The organism is Hyphomicrobium sp. (genome assembly GCF_041659645.1).
In the GTDB taxonomy this organism is placed as follows: Bacteria; Pseudomonadota; Alphaproteobacteria; order Rhizobiales; family Hyphomicrobiaceae; genus Hyphomicrobium_B.
Genome location: NZ_JBAZXX010000003.1, coordinates 344,259 through 362,720 on the forward strand (window position 1 = coordinate 344,259; position 18,462 = coordinate 362,720).

The window sequence follows — 18,462 nt, forward strand, 5'->3', positions numbered from 1 at the left end:
CGACGCAGACCTGGCTACTTTCACCGGCCTGCGTCTTTCAGACATTGGACAATATCACATCGCATGGTGGAATTATCTTCCATGACGTGCGAACCTGTACCGATATTCAGTCCATTTAAGCCGCCATCTCCGGCGGAAAGTGTTGATGTCAGAAAAGCCACGCAAAAACTCAGTTGATCTCGCAGATTCGGAGCCACTTGCGACGGGCTCGAATGCGCCTGGCGCCGCCGAACATACGCTTGAGCAAGCCATCGGGCATCAGGTGCGCCACCATCGGAAGCACGCGGGATTAACCGTTGCGGAGCTTGCCGCCGCTTCGCAAATTTCGCCGGGGATGCTCTCAAAAATCGAGAACGGACAGATCTCGCCGTCGCTCGGCACGCTGCAGATGCTGGCGTCAGCGCTGAATTTACCCCTTACGGTGCTGTTCGCTTCATTCGAGCAGCGCCGCGACTGTTCTTATGTGAAAGCCGGCGAAGGTGTCGTTATTCGCCGGCGCGGGACCAAGGTCGGCCATCAATATCAGCTTCTCGGGCATTCGCTCGACGGCCCAGTCGTCATCGAACCCTATCTCATTACCTTGTCGGATGATGCGGTTGCGTATACCGGATTCCAACACGAGGGCGTGGAGTTCATCTTCATGCTGACGGGCGAAGTGGAATACGCGCACGCCGACCGCAGTTATAACCTTCGTGCCGGTGACGCCATCCTGTTCGACAGCGCGGCGCCGCACGGTCCGGCACGCCTCGTCCAGACGCCGATGACCTACCTTTCGATCATCATCTATCCGCGCCCCTGATAGCCGCCAAAACGGTTCTGCCTTCTTTAGTGGCATTTCTTTTAAAGAAAACTTCTTTCTTCTCAGTTGACAGCTTGATGACGTGCACTTAATGTCTGGGCATTCCTTCGTGGCCCAGTCAGGAGGCACCTATGTGCGGCATCGTCGGATTATTCTTAAAGAACCCAGAAATGGAGCCGCAGCTCGGACAGCTTCTTTCGGGAATGCTTTCGACCATGTGCGAGCGAGGCCCTGATTCCGCAGGTTTCGCGGTCTATGGCGCGGCCGAGGACGGCCGTACCAAGGTCACGCTGCAGTCGCCGAACGCCGCTGAGGACTTCGCAAAGCTCAAAGCCGCCTTGTCGAAAGACAAGAAATTGGACGCCAAATTCAGCGTGAACGATACGCACGCCGTCCTCAGCATTCCGTCGGACAAGCTCGCCGATATCAAAGCCATGCTCGCCGCCGACTTCACGTCAATTCGGACGATGGCGACGGGCGAAAATATCGAGATCTACAAGGAAGTCGGCAATCCCAATGACGTCGCCAAGCGCTTCGACTTAGCGCACATGACGGGAACGCACGCCATCGGTCACACCCGCATGGCGACGGAGTCGGCCGTCACGACGCTCGGCGCGCATCCGTTCTCCACCGGTTCCGACGAATGCCTCGTCCATAACGGATCGCTTTCGAACCACGCCAGCCTGCGTCGCGAACTCGTTCGTGACGGTATGACGTTCAACACCGAAAACGATACCGAGGTCGCTGCATCCTATCTGACGTGGCGGATGAAGCAGGGAATGAATCTCGGCGAGGCGCTTGAGAAGAGCCTCGACGATCTCGACGGCTTCTTCAACTTCGTCGTCGGCACGAAAGAAGGCTTCGGCGTTGTTCGCGATCCCATCGCGTGCAAACCCGCCGTCATGGCGGAAACCGACGACTATGTCGCGTTCGGCTCGGAATATCGCGCGCTCGTCGGTTTACCTGGAATCGACAAGGCGAGGGTCTGGGAGCCTGAGCCCGCAACCGTCTATTTCTGGCAGCGCTGATGCAGCAGTTAATCGGGGAACTCATGCGTAAGTTCGATCTCGCCCAGACACCGTTGCGCGAACTCAATGAAGAGCTGCACCGGCAAACGGATGGCTCCAATCAAGCTCAGTGGGAAGTGTTGAACCCGCGCGGCGGTCACGCGATCGCCGTCGGGATCGACGCTCCCATCAAGGTCGATGTCCTTGGCAGCGTCGGATATTACTGCGCTGGCATGAACAAGAAAGCGACCGTGACAGTCCACGGTTCCGCTGGACCGGGCGTCGCCGAAAACATGATGTCCGGCAAGGTCGTCATCAAAGGTGACGCGAGCCAATATGCGGGCGCCACGGGGCAGGGCGGTCTGCTCGTCATCGAAGGTAACGCATCGTCGCGGTGCGGTATTTCGATGAAGGGCATCGATATCGTCGTCAAGGGCAACATCGGCCATATGTCGGCGTTCATGGCCCAGTCCGGTCATCTCGTCGTCCTCGGCGATGCCGGCGATGCTCTGGGAGACTCGATCTACGAAGCAAAACTTTTCGTGCGCGGCAAGGTCAAGAGCCTCGGCGCGGACTGCATCGAAAAGGAAATGCGGCCGGAGCATCACGAAGCGCTCACTAAGCTCCTTGAGGGCGCCGGGATCACCGACGCGAAGGCCGGCGAATTCCGACGCTATGGCTCTGCCCGCAAACTTTATAATTTCAACATCGACAATGCGGATGCTTATTGATGTCGCCCAAAATCCCGCTTACCACGCCGCGTCCGTCGGCGACATTCGACGATTACACGCTCTCGGAAATCCGGCGCGCGGCCGCGACGGGTATCTACGATATCCGTGGCGGCGGCGCGAAACGTCGGGTTCCACACTTCGACGATTTGCTTTTCCTCGGAGCGTCCGTCTCGCGCTATCCGCTCGAAGGCTATCGCGAGAAGTGTAGCACAAGCGTTACGCTAGGAACGCGCTTCGCCAAGAAGCCGATCGAACTCAAGATCCCGATCACGATTGCGGGCATGAGCTTTGGCGCGCTGTCGGCAAACGCCAAGGAAGCGCTCGGACGTGGTGCATCGATTGCCGGCACGTCGACGACGACTGGCGACGGCGGCATGACGCCGGAAGAGCGCGGGCAGTCGCAGACGCTCGTTTATCAATATCTGCCATCGCGCTACGGCATGAATCCCGACGATCTGCGCAAAGCGGACGCCATTGAGGTCGTCGTCGGCCAGGGTGCGAAGCCCGGCGGCGGCGGTATGCTGCTCGGTCAGAAAATTTCTGATCGCGTCGCGGAGATGCGCAACCTGCCGAAGGGCATCGACCAACGCTCGGCCTGCCGGCATCCGGACTGGACCGGACCGGACGATCTTGAAATCAAGTTGCTTGAGCTTCGCGAAATCACCAACTGGGAGAAGCCGATCTATATCAAGGTCGGTGGTACACGCCCCTATTACGACGTAGCGCTAGCGGTCAAAGCGGGCGCCGATGTCATCGTACTCGACGGTATGCAGGGCGGCACCGCTGCAACGCAGGAAGTCTTCATCGAGAATGTCGGCCTGCCGACTCTCGCCTGTATCCGACCGGCGGTTCAGTCGCTGCAAGACCTCGGCATGCACCGGAAGGTGCAGCTCATCGTCTCGGGCGGCATTCGCAACGGCGCCGACGTCGCCAAAGCTCTCGCGTTGGGCGCCGACGCGGTCTCGATCGGCATAGCGGCGCTTGTGGCGCTCGGTGATAACGATCCTGCGCTTGAAGCCGAATATGAAAAGCTCGGCACGCGCGCCGGATGCTACGATGACTGGCACGAGGGCCGCGATCCCGCCGGCATCACGACTCAAGATCCCGAGTTGTCGAAACGTCTCGATCCGGTTCGTGCGGGACGGCGTCTTGCAAACTACCTCAAGGTCATGACCCTTGAGGTGCAAACCATCGCTCGGGCCGCAGGCCACAACAACATTCACAATCTCGAGCCGGAAGACCTCTGCGCCTTGACGATCGAGGCTGCCGCGATGGCACGCGTGCCCCTCGCGGGAACGTCATGGGTACCTGGGGCGAGTGGATCGGGCGGCTTTTAAGCCGCCCCTTTTTTCGCCAGGGTTTGGGGAAGCAATCAAAAAATGAAACGCAAGCGTTGAGGACAGACAGCATGGCTCACGATCTCGCTCAGCTCGCAAAAGAGCGCGGAATCCGCTACTTCATGATTTCCTATACGGACCTCTTCGGTTCGCAGCGCGCCAAGCTCGTTCCCGCCTCGGCGATCGCGGACATGCAGAAAGACGGCGCAGGCTTCGCGGGCTTTGCGACCTGGCTCGACATGACACCCGCGCACCCCGATCTCTTCGGCTTGCCGGATGCGTCGTCGGTCATTCAGTTGCCGTGGAAGAAGGACGTTGCCTGGGTTGCCGCCGATTGCGTGATGGAAAACCAGCACGTCGCTCAGGCGCCGCGCGTCGTGCTCAAGAAGCTCATGGCGGAAGCCGCTGAACTCGGGCTCTACGTCAAGACGGGCGTCGAATGTGAGTTCTTCCTGATCTCACCGGACGGCACAGAAATCTCGGACGACAAGGATAACGCGGCCAAGCCTTGCTACGATCAGCAGGCCCTCATGCGGCGCTACGATATCATCGCCGAAATTTGCGACAGCATGCTCGACCTCGGCTGGGGTCCCTATCAGAACGATCACGAAGACGCCAATGGCCAGTTCGAAATGAACTGGAATTTCGACGATGCTTTGCTGACGGCGGATCGCCACTCGTTCTTCAAGTTCATGACACGATCGATCGCGGAAAAGCACGGGCTCCGTGCGACGTTCATGCCGAAGCCGTTCCCCGGACTGACGGGCAACGGCTGTCACGCCCACATCTCCGTATGGGACAAAGACGGCAAGACGAACATGTTCTACGATGGGACGGACGAAATGGGCCTGTCTCAGCAGGGCTACCATTTCCTCGGCGGAATCATGAAGCACGCGGAATCTCTTGCCGCGATCACGAACCCGACCGTCAACTCGTATAAGCGTATCAACGCGCCGCGCACGATGTCGGGTGCAACGTGGTCGCCCAACACTGTGACGTGGACCGGCAACAACCGCACGCACATGGTTCGCGTTCCGGGTAAGGGTCGCTTCGAACTGCGCTTGCCGGACGGCGCCGTGAACCCCTATCTCCTGCAGGCCGTGATCATTGCTGCCGGTCTCGACGGCATCCGCTCCAAGGCCGATCCCGGCAAGCGCCTCGACATCGACATGTACCAGCTTGGACATACGATCACGGACGCGCCGCGTTTGCCGCTCAATCTGCTCGATGCCCTCCGGGCCTTCGATAAGGATACTTCGCTCAAGAGTGCACTCGGCGATGAATTTTCGGCGGCCTACATCAAGCTCAAGACCGACAGCTGGAACTCTTATGCATCCCACTTCACGGATTGGGAGCGCGCGCACACGCTCGATTGCTAAGTATCGAAGCCCAGCAATTGCGGCACGAGTTGCCCCGGCCCTTATTCGGCCGGGGCATTTTTATTCCTTTGCCTAGCGTGTCTATGATTATTCGAGGCTGAAACTGCGTTAATGCGTGAGAAACGCACCAATACAGACGTTGTCCGGACCGGGCGACTGTGGCAGATTCCGGATATTATCCGATGATTAAGCGGCTCGCGTCGCAGAGCGACCCGAGAAAGCCGAGAACCTATGCCAATCAAATCCACTCGTGCCGCATGCGGCGTTCGCGTGGTGGCGAGCACCCTTTCCACTATGGAAGCCGTATCCGCCGCCCGGGCTGAACTGGCGGATGGTGTCTTTCAGCACATCATCGTTTTCTTTTCAGTCATCCATGACCCTGACGTCCTCATCGAAGCGCTCAAACAACATTTTCCCGACGTCCCCACATCGGGATGCAGCACGGCTGGAGAGGTCGGCCCTCTGGGTATGACGCAAGGCGGGATCGTGTTCATCGCTTTTCCCGAATTCGGATTCCGGGTCATGAGCGAAGTGATCCCGGACATCGACATAGGCGGCGTCGAGCGCGCGTCGGAAATCGCGCGGCGCTTGCGCGTGCAGATGATCACCGGCGTCTCGCGGGCAGCGAAAGACAATATTTTCGCCCTCGTGCTCATCGACGGTCTTTCCGATCGGGAAGAGTCGCTGACGTCGGCCTTACACTGGTCGCTCGACGACATGGAGCTCGTCGGCGGGTCCGCGGGCGACGGGCTGGCGTTTCAGCGCACCTCCCTCATTCATCGCGGCAAACTCATTCGACGTGGAGCTATTCTTTTTGTGATCGAAACGGCCACGCCATTTCGGGTCTTCAAGACGCAGAACTTCGAGCCGACGCCCATCAAGCTTGTCGTCACGGCGGCCGACAGCGAAAACCGCATCGTCTATGATCTCAATGCGGAGCCTGCGGCGATCGAGTATGCGTCGGCCATCGGCGTTGCACTCGAAGATCTCGGCCCCTTGAGCTTTGCGACCTATCCACTGGTCGTGAAGGTGGGCGGTGAATTCTACGGACGCGCCATTCGAAACATGAATCCGGATGGCAGCTTGTCGTTCCTTTGTGCCATCGACGAAGGTCTGGTTTTCACGGTCGGCCGCCCACGTGATATGGTCCATTCCACGCTGGAAGCTCTTGAGCACATTGATGCGGACCTGGGCGGCATTGATTTCGTCCTTGGCTTTGACTGCATTCTGAGACGGCTCGACGCCGAAACTGGGCAGCTGCGCCATAAGGTTGAGGAGATTTATGGGCGATATGGACTCGCTGGCTTTCACACCTATGGCGAGCAGTTCAATGCCATGCATCTCAATCAGACATTGACCGGGATCGCGTTCTCGAAGCCGCAAGGTAGAATTCAGGCGCCATGAACGACGAAGACGATCCGTCAGAGCAGTTGCCATCGCGGCAATCGGACCTGCGGCGGGCGATCGATAAACTGCGAAAGATCAACGCGTCGTTGATGAAGCGCGTCGAGCACTCGATGGATCAGCAGGCGAGTTCTTTCTCCCTGTTTCAAACGGCGATCAATCAGGAAGCGCAAATCAGGCGGAGGACGGAAGAACTCAACTTGGCGCTGACCAAGCTTGCGCAGACCAATGTCGAACTGAGCAAAGCGCGCGACGAGGCAGAGCGTGCGAATGTTTTCAAGACACGGTTCTTCACCGCCGTCGGTCACGACCTGCTGCAGCCGCTGCACGCGGCGAGGCTGACGCTCTCCGAACTCACCGATGCCCAGAGCGAGACCGATAACAAAAGGCTGGCGCTGAATATTTCGAATGCTCTCGTCAGCATCGAAGAGCTTCTGACCAGCATCCTCGACCTCTCGAAACTCGAAGCCGGGGTCTTCGTGCCGAATATCCAATCGGTCGTCCTGGAGGCCATTTTCGAGCAGGTCGCGAGCAGTCTGGAGCCGATGACGCGGCGCAAACGCCTTCGCTTTCGCTGGCGCCCGACGGACCTTGCGGTGCGCTCCGATCCGCTCATGCTGAGGCGGATCATCCAGAACCTATTGGCAAATGCGGCGCGCTACACGGAAGAGGGTGGCGTTCTGCTGGCAGCGCGTCCGCGGGGCGATGATGTCGACATCGAGGTGTGGGATACTGGGCCTGGCATACCGCAGCAGGAGCAGTACCGCATCTTTGACGAGTTCCAGCGAGGGACAGCGTCGGAACGATCGGGGGGCGCGGGCTTTGGACTTGGCCTCACAATCGTGCGGCGCATGGTCGACGCCCTTGGACACCGGCTCGAACTGCAATCACGCGTGGGCCACGGCACTCGCTTTTCCGTTTTCGCGCCTTCGGCTTCGACGCCGAAGAAGTACGCGCAATCGCCAAGGGCTCTCGGCGAGGAAAGCAACTACCTCGTCGCGAGGCAGGTCATTATCGTTGATGACGATCTGACGGTGCTCACCGCGATGCAGACGCTTCTGTCCCGTTGGGGTGCGGATGTTCGGCCGGCGAGAGACCTTGAAGATGTCGGAGAAATTCTTTCCGACCCAGCGTTCTCGCCGGCCATCGTCCTTGCCGACTATCATTTGGACGAAGGCATTTTCGGAATCGATGTGGTGCGACGCATCCGCCGACGTGTCGCGTCCGATATTCCTGCAATACTGATCACCGCGGATCGAACTGAAGACACGGCGGAAGCGGCGTTACGCTCGCGCTGCGAATTGCTTCTCAAGCCCATTCGTCCGAGCGAGCTGCGCGCGCTCATGAAACATCTTCTTGGATAAGGAGAGCGTCGCTACGCGCCGTTCGCATCCCCGAGAATCATGCTGAAATCGATCTTCTGCGCTTCGATCACAGCCTGCGTACGAGACGACACATTGAGCTTGCGGAGGATTTCGGAGACGTGGGCTTTGACCGTCGTTTCCTCGATTTGTAACTCGTGGGCGATCTGTTTGTTCAGTAATCCCTGACGCAGCATCTTGAGCACGCTCAATTGCTTTGGCGTGAGCGTGCGCAAGCGCCTGACGACGTCGCTTCGCGTTTCCGACATCGGCATTTCGGGCGGGCGGTATCCTTTCGGAAGCGTCAGCGAGCCTTCCATCACGTCTTTGATCGCTGTCGCGATCTCGCTGCGGTCCGCGGACTTGGAAATGAAACCGGCGGCTCCGTAGCGCATAACATCTTGAACAATGCGTGGATCCTCGTGCGCGGAAACAACCACGATGGGCAGGCGAGGAAAAAGCGTGCGGAGTTCGAGAAGACCATCGAAGCCCCGAATACCCGGCAATGCGAGGTCGAGTAGAACGACATCAAAAGAAATGCCGCTATTGAGTTGGCCTTTCGCGGCCTCTATCGAAATCGCCGAGTGTGTCATCGTTTCAGGAAACGCGCTGCCGATTGCTCTTTGAAGCGCTTCGACAAAGAGGGGATGATCGTCAACGATTAATATGTGCGCCGGCACAGACAATTTTTACCTCCAGAATGCCGTTAGGACCGTCGGACGGTCGCCTAACGTAGGTGTTCGAATGCTACTATCATGCGGCAAACGAACGCAGAATTGTCTTAGCTCTTGAAGGTGATGGGCAACAAACACGACTTTGGTCGTAGGTGTCTTCAACACGGCCTGAGCAATAGTTCGGACACTGCTAACTACGCTCGAAATCAATCCGTGACACCTGTCGTTTCTAACAAAGGTAAATCGAGCGGGTTACGCATTGCGTGGCTTTGCGCGCGCGGTCGGTAACGCCGTCGCGGGATCGTCCGGCCAAACGTGCTTAGGATATTGGCCGCGCATGTCCGCCCTCACGGCGCGCCAAGACCCCGCCCAGAACCCCGGCAAGTCGCGCGTGATTTGTATCGGCCGATGGGCGGGCGACAGAAGGTGAAGCGTCAGAGGCAGCCGGCCTCGAGCGATCGAGGGATGCTCCTTTAGGCCAAAGAGTTCCTGGACGCGAATGTGCAGCGCGGGCGCATCTTCCGCTTCATAATCGAGCGCGTGGCGATTGCCTGTCGGCGCGGTGAAATGGGTTGGCGCTTCGTCTTCGAGACGCAGACGCATCTGACGAGGAAGCAAGGCGCTCAGCGCGTTTTCCAATGTTTCGGCATCGACGTCCGACACTTTCGTTTTGCCGGAGAGAAATGGTGCTAACCAATCTTTGACGGTCAATTGAAGGGCCGAATCGGAGAGATCCGGTAGTGAATCATCTCCGCGACGAAGGAATGCAACACGGTTGCGGAGCTGAAGCTGAGCTTTTGTCCAAGGCAGAGATGCGATTCCGATTTCTGACAGGCCCCGTGCGAGTACGGATGCGGCATCGTCGTCATCGCGGATCAGCCGTGCCTCGCTCTGCATGATGATGGCGCCGAGGCGGCGGACGCGCTTTGCCCGCACAGCGCGCGCATCTTTATCGAAGACGATTTCGTCGCCTGTCTCTATCGCATCGGCTGCGAACGCTTCGATCTCGACCTCATCGGCTGCGAGCGCCAACATGATGCGTGTCGCGGCGGCACGGCCTTGCAACTCCGCAACGACGAGATACGGCGCGGACGCGAGATGATGACGATCGTCGATCTGTCCGGCTCTGCCGTTGGCGAGGAGGAAGCTTCCGCGCTTTCCCCGACTCTTTGCGACGCGTTCGGGATAAGCGAGCGCGAGCAGCGCCGCCGGCGATAATTCCTCGGCTTGGCTCGGCTCTCGGTCTGCGGCCCGTGCCCATTGACGGGCAAGTGCGCGCATGCTTTCCGCGCGTCGCGAGCGATCCCGGCGAAAATTTTCGAGGCGAAGCGCGAGATCGATATCGTTGCCGCCGATGCCGCGTTCGACGAGGACCGCTGCAATTTCGGCGGCTGCACTCGCGTGCCCGCGCTCTCCGGCTTTCAAGACCATTCGGGCCAACCGCGGAGGCAGGGGTAAGGTCCGAAGCCGCCGTCCTTCAGCGGAGAGACGACCATCTGCGTCAAGTGCGCCAATGCCCTGAAGACTGGCGCGGGCCGCGGCAAGCGCGCCCTCCGCTGGAGGGTCGAGCCAAAGAAGCATCCGCGGATCGTTCGTGCCCCACTCGGCGCAATCGAGCATCAGGCTTGAAAGATCGGCGGAACGGATTTCGGGTTCGGCGAACGGGACGAGACCTTGCGTCTCCGGTTCATCCCAAAGACGATAGCAGATGCCGGGCTCTGTCCGACCGGCGCGGCCACGGCGTTGCTCGGCGGAGGCGCGGGAGACGCGAACCGTTTCGAGCCGCGTGATCCCGACGTCCGGTTCGTAGCGCGGAACGCGCGCGACGCCACTGTCGATGACGACACGGACGCCTTCGATGGTGATCGACGTTTCCGCAATCGATGTCGCGAGGACGAGCTTTCGGCGGCCGGGCATTGCCGGAGAAATGGCGAGATCCTGGGTGGCGGGATCCAAGCCGCCATAGAGCGGGACGACGTCGACGTTCGCCGGCAACGCCTGATCGGCCAAGCGCTCAGCGACACGCGCGATTTCGCCCTGCCCGGGGAGAAATACCAGAATGGACCCGGTTTCGGCAGCGACCGCGCGCCTTGCAGCATCGACGATATCGTCTTCGATCCGGGTCGCGCGGCGACCGACGTATCTCGTTTCGACGGGATAAGCGCGACCTTCGCTGCGGATGACAGGCGCGCCGCCGAGCAGCTCGGAGACGGACGCCGTTTCAAGCGTGGCCGACATGACGACGATCTTGATATCGGGACGCAGCGCCGATCTCGCGTCGAGCGCCAGCGCGAGTCCCAAATCGGCGTCGAGCGAACGCTCGTGAAATTCATCGAAGATAACGGCCGCGACGCCATTCAACTCGGGATCGTCGAGGATCATGCGCGTGAAGACGCCTTCAGTGACGACTTCGACGGCGACACGCGGGCCGGTCTTTGAATTGAGGCGCGCGCGTAAGCCGATGTCTTCGCCGAGACGGCTGCCGACGCTCGCGGCCATCCGTTCGGCGGCGGCGCGCGCGGCGATGCGGCGGGGTTCTAGAACGAGAATCTTGCGGTCGCCCCGCCATGGCTGATCGAGAAGCGCCAACGGCACGCGCGTCGTCTTACCGGCGCCGGGCGCGGCAACGAGTACGACGGCTCCGTGCGCGCGAAGGGCTACACGCACATCGTCGAGCACGAAATCAATCGGCAGCGGTTCGGTAAACCGTCGGTCAGTCATAGGAGGTGGACATACGCTTACGCGCCGTTCATTCAAGCGCCGTTTTACGCGGCCGAGACGGCGGCCTTGCGTATTGCATCGATGTTGGCGCGATAACTCGATTCGGTGCCGCCCTTGAAGACGGCCGAGCCCGCGACCAGCACATTCGCACCGGCTTTTACGACGAGCGGCGCGGTTTCGGGCGTCACACCGCCATCGACTTCAATGTCGATCGGGCGCCCTCCGACGAGAGCCTTGACGCGGCGGATCTTGTCGACGACCGCAGGGATGAACGACTGGCCACCAAAGCCAGGATTGACGCTCATCAGAAGAATGAGGTCAAGACGGTCGAGAACGTACTCGATGACACTCTCGGGCGTCGATGGGTTGAGCGAAACGCCGGCTTTCTTGCCGAGCGCGCGGATGGCCTGAAGCGAGCGATCGAGATGCGGACCCGCCTCGGCATGAACGGTTATGATATCCGCGCCTGCTGCCGCGAAATCCGCTAGGTAGGGATCGACCGGCGCGATCATCAAATGCACGTCGAAGATTTTCTTCGAGGCGCCGCGCACAGCTTTGATGACCGGCGCGCCATAGGTGATGTTGGGAACGAAGTGGCCATCCATCACGTCGCAATGGATCCAGTCTGCGCCCGCAGCTTCGACGGCTTTGATCTCGTCGCCGAGTTTGCTGAAGTCAGCGGAGAGAATGGACGGGGCTATCAAGAGAGGGCGCGACACGGGCTGCCTTTCGAATGAGTTCAATCAAATGACGCGCCGACGGCGCTCGACGAGTTGCAAGATGAGCGGCGTCAGAATGAGCTGCATGGCAAGATCGAGCTTGCTTCCGGGAATGACGATAGAATTCGCGCGCGACATGAAGCTGTCGCGGATCATCGACAGCAGGTACGCGAAATCGATACCGCGCGGTTCCTTGAAGCGAATGATGACCATCGATTCGTCGGGCGTCGGGATCCAGCGCGCGATGAACGGATTAGAAGTATCGACCGTCGGGATGCGCTGAAAGTTGATGTCGGTCTCTGTGAATTGCGGGCAGATGTACTGCACGTAGTCCGGCATGCGTCTCAGAATTGACTTCGTTACGTCTTCGGTCGTGTAGCCGCGTTCCGAACGATCCCGCTGAATCTTTTGGATCCATTCAAGGTTGATCACCGGAACGACGCCGATTTTCAGGTCGGCATGGCGTGCAACGTCGAGATCGTCCGTCACCACGGCGCCGTGAAGTCCTTCGTACAGCAAGAGGTCGGAGTCGCGTGCGATTTCCTCCCAGGGCGTGAAGGTGCCGATGGGCGTTCCGAAGGCGCGCGCTTCCTCTTCGTCGTGGATATAATGGCGATAGAGGCCCTTGCCGCTTTCGGAATAGGTTCGAAACATCGTTTCGAGTTCTTCGATGAGGTTCGCTTCGATACCGAAGTGGCTGAAATTATGATTACCGCGCTTTGCCGCGGCCTTCATCGCCTTTTCCATGCCGCAGCGATCGTAGCGGTGGAACGCGTCGCCCATTACGAACGCCGCCTTGACGTGTTCGCGACGGAAAATGGTGTCGAAGGTTTGCTTTACCGATGTCGTTCCCGCGCCGGAAGAACCGGTGACGGATATGATCGGATGCTTAATGGACATTGACGGGGCTCGATGCGCTTCTGTTCAAGGCTTTGACTATCACGGCAACGCCCGGAAAAGGCCGCGGCGGCCAAAGAGCGGAGAGCGCTCACTCTTGAATTCCTGGCCACTATAAATGCGCATTACCCGGTCAACCTCATCTCGCGATCCGCAGATCAATGGCGTCTTCTGATGCAGAGACGTCGGAACAACATCGAGCACCCGGTCCCTCCCGGTTGTGGCGCGTCCGCCTGCCTGCTCAATGATCCAACTCAACGGATTGGCTTCGTACATGAGGCGAATTCGGCCCTGATGAAAGCCTTTTCGGCGATCTCCAGGATAAAGGTAAATGCCGCCACGCGTCAGGATGCGGAAGATTTCAGCCACGGGCGAGCCCGTCCAACGCATATTGAAATCATGACCGCGCGGTCCGTTGGCGCCGTTTTCACAGTCATGGATGTAGATACGGATCGGGTCGTCCCAGTGACGCGCGTTCGAAGCGTTGATCGCGTATTCCGTCGATTCGGCCGGAATCGAAACATTGCGCGTGATGAGATGGTATTCCTGCGTGGCGCGGTCGAGTGCGAAGATCTGCGTACCGTGGCCGACGGTTAGCGCGAGTACGGTCTGCTGACCGTAGACGAAGAAGCCGGCCGCGAGCTGGTGCGAGCCGGGCCTCAAGAACGCCGCTTCACCTTCAGACGACGGATGACGAGGCAGAATAGAAAAGATCGTGCCGACCGAGACATTCGCATCGACGTTCGAAGAGCCATCGAGCGGATCGGTCGCGACCAACAGCGGCGCATCCTTTCGCATGGCGATCGGCAGCTCCGATTCTTCGGATGCAAGCGCCGCTACGGGAAGCGCCTCTAAAGCCGCGACGATCAAATCGTTGGCGACGACGTCGATTTCCTTCTGCTCATCGAATTGACCTGCGCGCGCAATCACGCGGCCAAGCTTGGCGTCGAGCGCACCACGCCCGAGAATCTCGGCAAGGCGCACGCTGGCATTTGCGAGCGCAAGAATGGTTTCCGCCACCTGACCGCGCGTGCGGCCTTCCAGCGTCCAATTCGAAAGATGTTCTTTAAGCGTCGGGAGACCCATTATGCCCTTCCAGCGCCCACCTGCCCTTCATGACCCCAGCTCATCTAAGCTTAACTCCGCACGAGAAGCGAGACGGCAGTTTCGCCATAGCGGCGTATGGTGGACGACTGCGCATTTTTTGCTGGGCTGCAGCATAGTCCATCACGGCGCCAAACAGAGTTGTAGGCGCCGCTAGCGGACGACGGAATAGCCGCAGCTCGTAATCAATATCGGGCAGAGTGGCGGCGCAATGGGTCAGACGTCGAACTCTTCGATCTTGGCAAACGCCTGACGCAAGGCATCGGACCAAGCGCCGGAGAGATTGCGGAAATATTCGTCGTCGGCGCTGATCCGCTTTTCTCGCGTCACGTCAAAAGCGTCGCGTTCGTAGATGACGAGATCGATCGGCATTCCGACGGACAGGTTCGATCGCAATGTTGAATCGAACGACAAAAGGATCAGCTTCGCGGCTTCTCCGAGACGCATATCGGCACGCGCGACGCGATCGAGGATCGGCTTGCCGTACTTATGCTCACCGATCTGGAAGAAGGGCGTGTCGTCCGTCGCCTCGATGAAGTTGCCCTCGGGATAGATCTGGAAGAGGCGCGGTCGTTCGCCCTTGATCTGGCCGCCGAAGATGAAATTGGTATTGAAGCCGAGCTTACTGGCTTCGAGCGCGGCGCCGTCGATGCGGCGGGCCTCGCGCACAGCGTCGCCGACTACCCGGGCGGCGCGGTACATGTTCGGCGCTGTGTAGAGCGTCGTGATCTCCTCGTCGGTCACTTCGGAGAGATGCTCGTTAATCAAGCTGACGACAGCCTGCGTGGCGGCGAGATTGCCGGCGCTGAGGAGCACGAAAACGCATTCTCCAGGCTGCCGCCAAAGCGACAGCTTTTTATATTGCGCGATGTTGTCGACGCCGGCGTTGGTCCGTGTATCGGCCGCGAAAACGAGGCCGCTCTCCAGGCGGAATGCTACGGCGTATGTCATGTCATCGTCTCCAAAGCCGCCAGGCCACTACTGCTGCTGGCTGCTCTGCTGCTGAACTTCGACGATGACGTCAAGCTCTTCGTTGGCAATACCGCGGCGGGAGCCGCGAATTGGGGCCGCATAGGTGGAATCGAGGCCAGTTGCAAGGCGGACATACTTCTCTGTCGGGCAAAGGCTGTTCGCCGGATCAAACCCGACCCAGCCCAGACTTTCGAGCCAGACTTCGGCCCAGGCGTGGTTTGCGTCGGACGGCTCGTCGGCACCCGTCAGGACATAGCCGCTGACGTAGCGCGCAGGGAGGCCGATCGAGCGTGCGGCGGCTATAAAGACGTGGGCGTGGTCCTGGCAGACGCCCGAGCCCTCCGCCAGCGCTTCGGCGGCGGTCGTGTGGGCCGTCGTCGAGCCAACCTTGTAGTCGATGGCATCGCGGACAGCGTGCATGAGATTGTGCATCCCGCGAATGTCGGGCTTCGCGCCGGCCTCACGCTCGAGCGCACGGATTTCCGCGTTGGCGGTCGTCTTTGGCGTCGACCGGCGATAGACCCTGAGCGGGGCCGGGTCGGCAAGACCACGCACCACGCCCGAACTGTCGGACGTCTCGACCACACCCTTGGCGATGATCAGCGATTCATCGTGCTCTTCGGTGCAGCTTGCCAAGTGGACGGTGTTTCCGAAGCCGTCGCGAAATGGCTTCACCGCGTCAATGCCGGGCGCGCTGACGCGCCATTCGATGACACGCTGTCCTTGAAATGACGGAGGCGTGAGACGGAGAGCCAGAATGGAATACTTCGTTGGCTCGCTGTAAACGTAACGCGAAACATGCCCAATCGAAATACGCATCGTCGGCCCCTCAATCGCTGAAGTGGTAAGCGGCGGAGATCTCGCTGCCAACTTTATTGTTGCGGGCAATGAAGTCCTGCACGAATTCGTGCAGTCCTGTTTGGAAAATGTTCTGGATGTCGGCCTCCAGCAGAAGGTCACGGGTCGATTCCGCCGTAAGCTGGCAATCGTGGCGGACGCCGTAGAAGACGGCGAGATCGCGCAGCGCCGCCGTCAGCTCGTCGTAACACGAACGCAGCGATCGCGGCATCTGGCGATTGAGGATCATGAAATCCGCTATCTTCAACGGGCGATAGTGATCCTTGAAGACCCAGCGATAGCTACGATGCGCGGAAACCGAGCGCAGAATCGCCGCCCACTGATAGTTGTCTTTTTCACTGCCGACCATCTCGCTCGACGGCAGCAGATGATAGTATTTAACGTCGAGAATGCGCGCAGTGCTGTCGGCGCGTTCGATGAACGTCCCGATCTGGCTGAAATAAAACGTATCGTTGCGCAGGATCGTGTTCAGCATGGCGCCGCGATAGAGCGCCGAACGCGAACGCACCCAATCGAGAAGCTCGGGAAGCGAATTCGACGTCACGGTCGCGGGGCGGATGGCGGAGAATTCCAGCCAGGAGCTGTTCAGGCTTTCCCACATTTCACGGGTCAACGCGGTGCGTTGCGCGCGGCCGTTGCGGCGGGCCGCCGCGAGACACGAGGCGATGCTCGACGGGTTGGAGGTGTCGAACAGCATATAGTCGATGACGTTTTGCGACATCAACTCGCCGTGGCGCTGCGTATAGCCCTGCATGCAGCCGGCGCTTTCCAGCGTCGAACGCCATTCCTCGTGGAAGCCTTCGCCTTCACGCGGAAGCAGCACGATGCGATACCCGACCTCAAGGAGGCGAGCGATATTTTCCGCGCGTTCGATGTAACGCGACAGCCAGTAGAGATCGTTTGCGGTACGTCCAAGCATTCCGAAGCTATTCCTGCAGCACCCATGTGTCCTTGGTGCCGCCGCCCTGGCTCGAATTGACGACGAGAGAGCCCTTTTTCATGGCTACTCGTGTCAATCCTCCAGGCATCAGCCGCACCTGATCGCCGATCAGCACGAAGGGGCGCAAATCGAGATGACGAGGCGCAACGCTGGTGTCGGCGAGCGTCGGACATGTCGATAGCGAGAGCGTCGGCTGGGCGATATAGTTTTTTGGATTAGCGATCAGCTTCGCACGGAATGCTTCGATCTGCTCCTTGGTCGATTTCGGACCGACGAGCATCCCGTATCCGCCCGAACCATGAACTTCCTTAACGACAAGCTCGGCAAGGTGCTCCAGAACGTACTTAAGGCTATCCGGCTGGCGGCAGCTGTAGGTCTCGACGTTTGCCAAGATCGGAGCCTTGCCGGTGTAGAATTCGATGATCGCCGGGATGTGGCTGTAAATCGCCTTATCGTCCGCGATCCCGGCGCCCGGAGCATTGACAATCGTCACGCGGCCGGAGCGGTAAACGTCGAATATCCCGGGAACGCCAAGCAGCGACGTCGGATCGAAAACCAGCGGATCGAGGAAGTCGTCGTCGACACGGCGATAGAGAACATCGACGCGCTTCAAGCCGTCGGTCGTCTTCATACGCAACAGGCCGTCGATGACGACGAGATCGCTACTTTCGACCAACTCGACGCCCATTTGGTCGGCGAGGAACGAATGCTCGAAGTAGGCGCTGTTGTAGACGCCGGGCGTCAACAGGGCGATCGTCGGCTCGGCATCGAGGTTGCTCGGCGCAACGCTCTCGAGGGTTTTCAGAAGCGCATCGGCATAGTTCTCGACCGGCCGCACGCGATTGCGGCTGAAGAGATCGGGAAACAGATGCATCATCGTTTCGCGGTTTTCGATCATGTACGAGACGCCCGACGGCGTGCGCGTATTGTCTTCGAGAACCATGAATTCGTTTTCGCCGGTGCGGACGAGATCGACGCCGATGATATGGCTGTAAATTCCGCGCGGCGGGTCGACACCGATCATCTCCGGTAAAAAGGCCGAATTCTGAACGATGAGTTCCTCGGGAATTTTACCGGCCTTCAGGATCTCCTGGCGGTGATAGATATCGTAGAGGAAGGCGTTGAGCGCTCGGACGCGCTGTTCAATTCCGATTTCAAGGCGGCGCCACTCTTCGGCGGCAATGATCCGCGGCAGAATATCGAACGGAATGAGACGTTCGCCGGCTTCCTCGGCGCCATAAACAGCAAACGTAATGCCGGAACGCCGGAACAGGACTTCCGCCTCAGCGGATTTCTGTCGAAGGGTATCGAGGTGCTGGACGCCAAGCCATTCGGCAAATGCTTTATAGGGAGCACGAACCTCACCGCCGAAGCCGTTCATTTCATCGAATGACGCGACCAAATTCGCCCTCCCACCACGAGTCTTTTCGAATAGGTATCGCAAAGCCCAGGCCAGTTTACGCAAAGCCTGAGATTGCTGCACCTACCTATTCACAACAGCATCAATTTGCTTCCGAAATATGCAGCTTTGGACATACCCAGCATAAAATTCCGGCAGC

16 protein-coding genes are annotated in these 18,462 nt (G+C 59.4%); 7 read left to right on the forward strand and 9 right to left on the reverse strand.

The genetic code is table 11. The features are described 5' to 3' along the window. Positions 1-145: 145 nt before the first annotated feature. The 7 genes from WC811_RS11555 to WC811_RS11585 all read left to right on the forward strand — a co-directional run bounded on the left by WC811_RS11555 (position 146) and on the right by WC811_RS11585 (position 8,021). Positions 146-799, forward strand: a complete 654-nt coding sequence (locus WC811_RS11555) for a helix-turn-helix domain-containing protein (RefSeq protein ID WP_372644587.1) — start codon at positions 146-148, stop codon at positions 797-799. 131 nt (positions 800-930) lie between these two features. Next, complete coding sequence (locus WC811_RS11560; protein ID WP_372644589.1) at positions 931-1,827, forward strand: glutamine amidotransferase family protein; 897 nt, start codon at positions 931-933, stop codon at positions 1,825-1,827. Between the two features lie 23 nt (positions 1,828-1,850). After that, on the forward strand, positions 1,851-2,537 hold the full coding sequence (locus tag WC811_RS11565) for a protein GlxC (RefSeq protein ID WP_372644591.1): 687 nt from the start codon (positions 1,851-1,853) through the stop codon (positions 2,535-2,537). Then, the gene (locus WC811_RS11570) at positions 2,537-3,874 is read left to right on the forward strand and encodes an FMN-binding glutamate synthase family protein (RefSeq protein WP_372644593.1); all 1,338 of its coding nucleotides are present in this window, start codon (positions 2,537-2,539) and stop codon (positions 3,872-3,874) included. The genes WC811_RS11565 and WC811_RS11570 overlap by 1 nt, the downstream gene beginning before the upstream one ends. A 71-nt stretch (positions 3,875-3,945) precedes the next feature. Further along, positions 3,946-5,253 carry a type III glutamate--ammonia ligase gene (glnT, locus tag WC811_RS11575; RefSeq protein WP_372644595.1) on the forward strand — a complete coding sequence of 436 codons (1,308 nt, stop codon included), beginning with the start codon at positions 3,946-3,948 and terminating at the stop codon, positions 5,251-5,253. A gap of 273 nt (positions 5,254-5,526) precedes the next feature. Continuing rightward, on the forward strand, positions 5,527-6,657 hold the full coding sequence (locus tag WC811_RS11580; RefSeq protein WP_372644597.1) for an FIST N-terminal domain-containing protein: 1,131 nt from the start codon (positions 5,527-5,529) through the stop codon (positions 6,655-6,657). Beyond that, a complete protein-coding gene (locus WC811_RS11585; protein ID WP_372644599.1) occupies positions 6,654-8,021 on the forward strand; it encodes an ATP-binding protein in 1,368 nt (455 codons plus the stop codon). The genes WC811_RS11580 and WC811_RS11585 overlap by 4 nt, the downstream gene beginning before the upstream one ends. An 11-nt stretch (positions 8,022-8,032) precedes the next feature. Here the strand turns inward: WC811_RS11585 and WC811_RS11590 are convergent, their stop codons facing one another. The 9 genes from WC811_RS11590 to WC811_RS11630 all read right to left on the reverse strand — a co-directional run bounded on the left by WC811_RS11590 (position 8,033) and on the right by WC811_RS11630 (position 18,284). Continuing rightward, positions 8,033-8,704: a response regulator gene (locus WC811_RS11590; RefSeq protein WP_372644601.1), complete on the reverse strand. Its 672-nt coding sequence runs from the start codon at positions 8,702-8,704 to the stop codon at positions 8,033-8,035. Between the two features lie 240 nt (positions 8,705-8,944). Next, positions 8,945-11,413: an ATP-dependent helicase HrpB gene (gene hrpB, locus WC811_RS11595; RefSeq protein ID WP_372644603.1), complete on the reverse strand. Its 2,469-nt coding sequence runs from the start codon at positions 11,411-11,413 to the stop codon at positions 8,945-8,947. A 44-nt stretch (positions 11,414-11,457) separates the two neighbouring features. Beyond that, a complete protein-coding gene (gene rpe / locus WC811_RS11600; RefSeq protein ID WP_372644605.1) occupies positions 11,458-12,132 on the reverse strand; it encodes a ribulose-phosphate 3-epimerase in 675 nt (224 codons plus the stop codon). 24 nt (positions 12,133-12,156) lie between these two features. Further along, the gene (locus WC811_RS11605) at positions 12,157-13,032 is read right to left on the reverse strand and encodes a phosphoribulokinase (protein WP_372644607.1); all 876 of its coding nucleotides are present in this window, start codon (positions 13,030-13,032) and stop codon (positions 12,157-12,159) included. 39 nt (positions 13,033-13,071) lie between these two features. Further along, positions 13,072-14,115 carry a class 1 fructose-bisphosphatase gene (locus tag WC811_RS11610; RefSeq protein WP_372644609.1) on the reverse strand — a complete coding sequence of 348 codons (1,044 nt, stop codon included), beginning with the start codon at positions 14,113-14,115 and terminating at the stop codon, positions 13,072-13,074. 234 nt (positions 14,116-14,349) lie between these two features. Beyond that, positions 14,350-15,084 (reverse strand): peptidase, encoded by a 735-nt coding sequence (locus WC811_RS11615; RefSeq protein WP_372644611.1) that lies wholly within the window; start codon positions 15,082-15,084, stop codon positions 14,350-14,352. A 27-nt stretch (positions 15,085-15,111) separates the two neighbouring features. Continuing rightward, entirely contained in the window at positions 15,112-15,924 is an 813-nt protein-coding gene (locus WC811_RS11620) for a transglutaminase domain-containing protein (protein ID WP_372644614.1), read from the reverse strand. Positions 15,925-15,934: 10 nt separating this feature from the next. Further along, positions 15,935-16,882, reverse strand: a complete 948-nt coding sequence (locus tag WC811_RS11625) for an alpha-E domain-containing protein (RefSeq protein WP_372644616.1) — start codon at positions 16,880-16,882, stop codon at positions 15,935-15,937. Positions 16,883-16,889: 7 nt separating this feature from the next. Continuing rightward, the gene (locus WC811_RS11630) at positions 16,890-18,284 is read right to left on the reverse strand and encodes a circularly permuted type 2 ATP-grasp protein (protein ID WP_372645768.1); all 1,395 of its coding nucleotides are present in this window, start codon (positions 18,282-18,284) and stop codon (positions 16,890-16,892) included. Positions 18,285-18,462 lie beyond the last annotated feature (178 nt).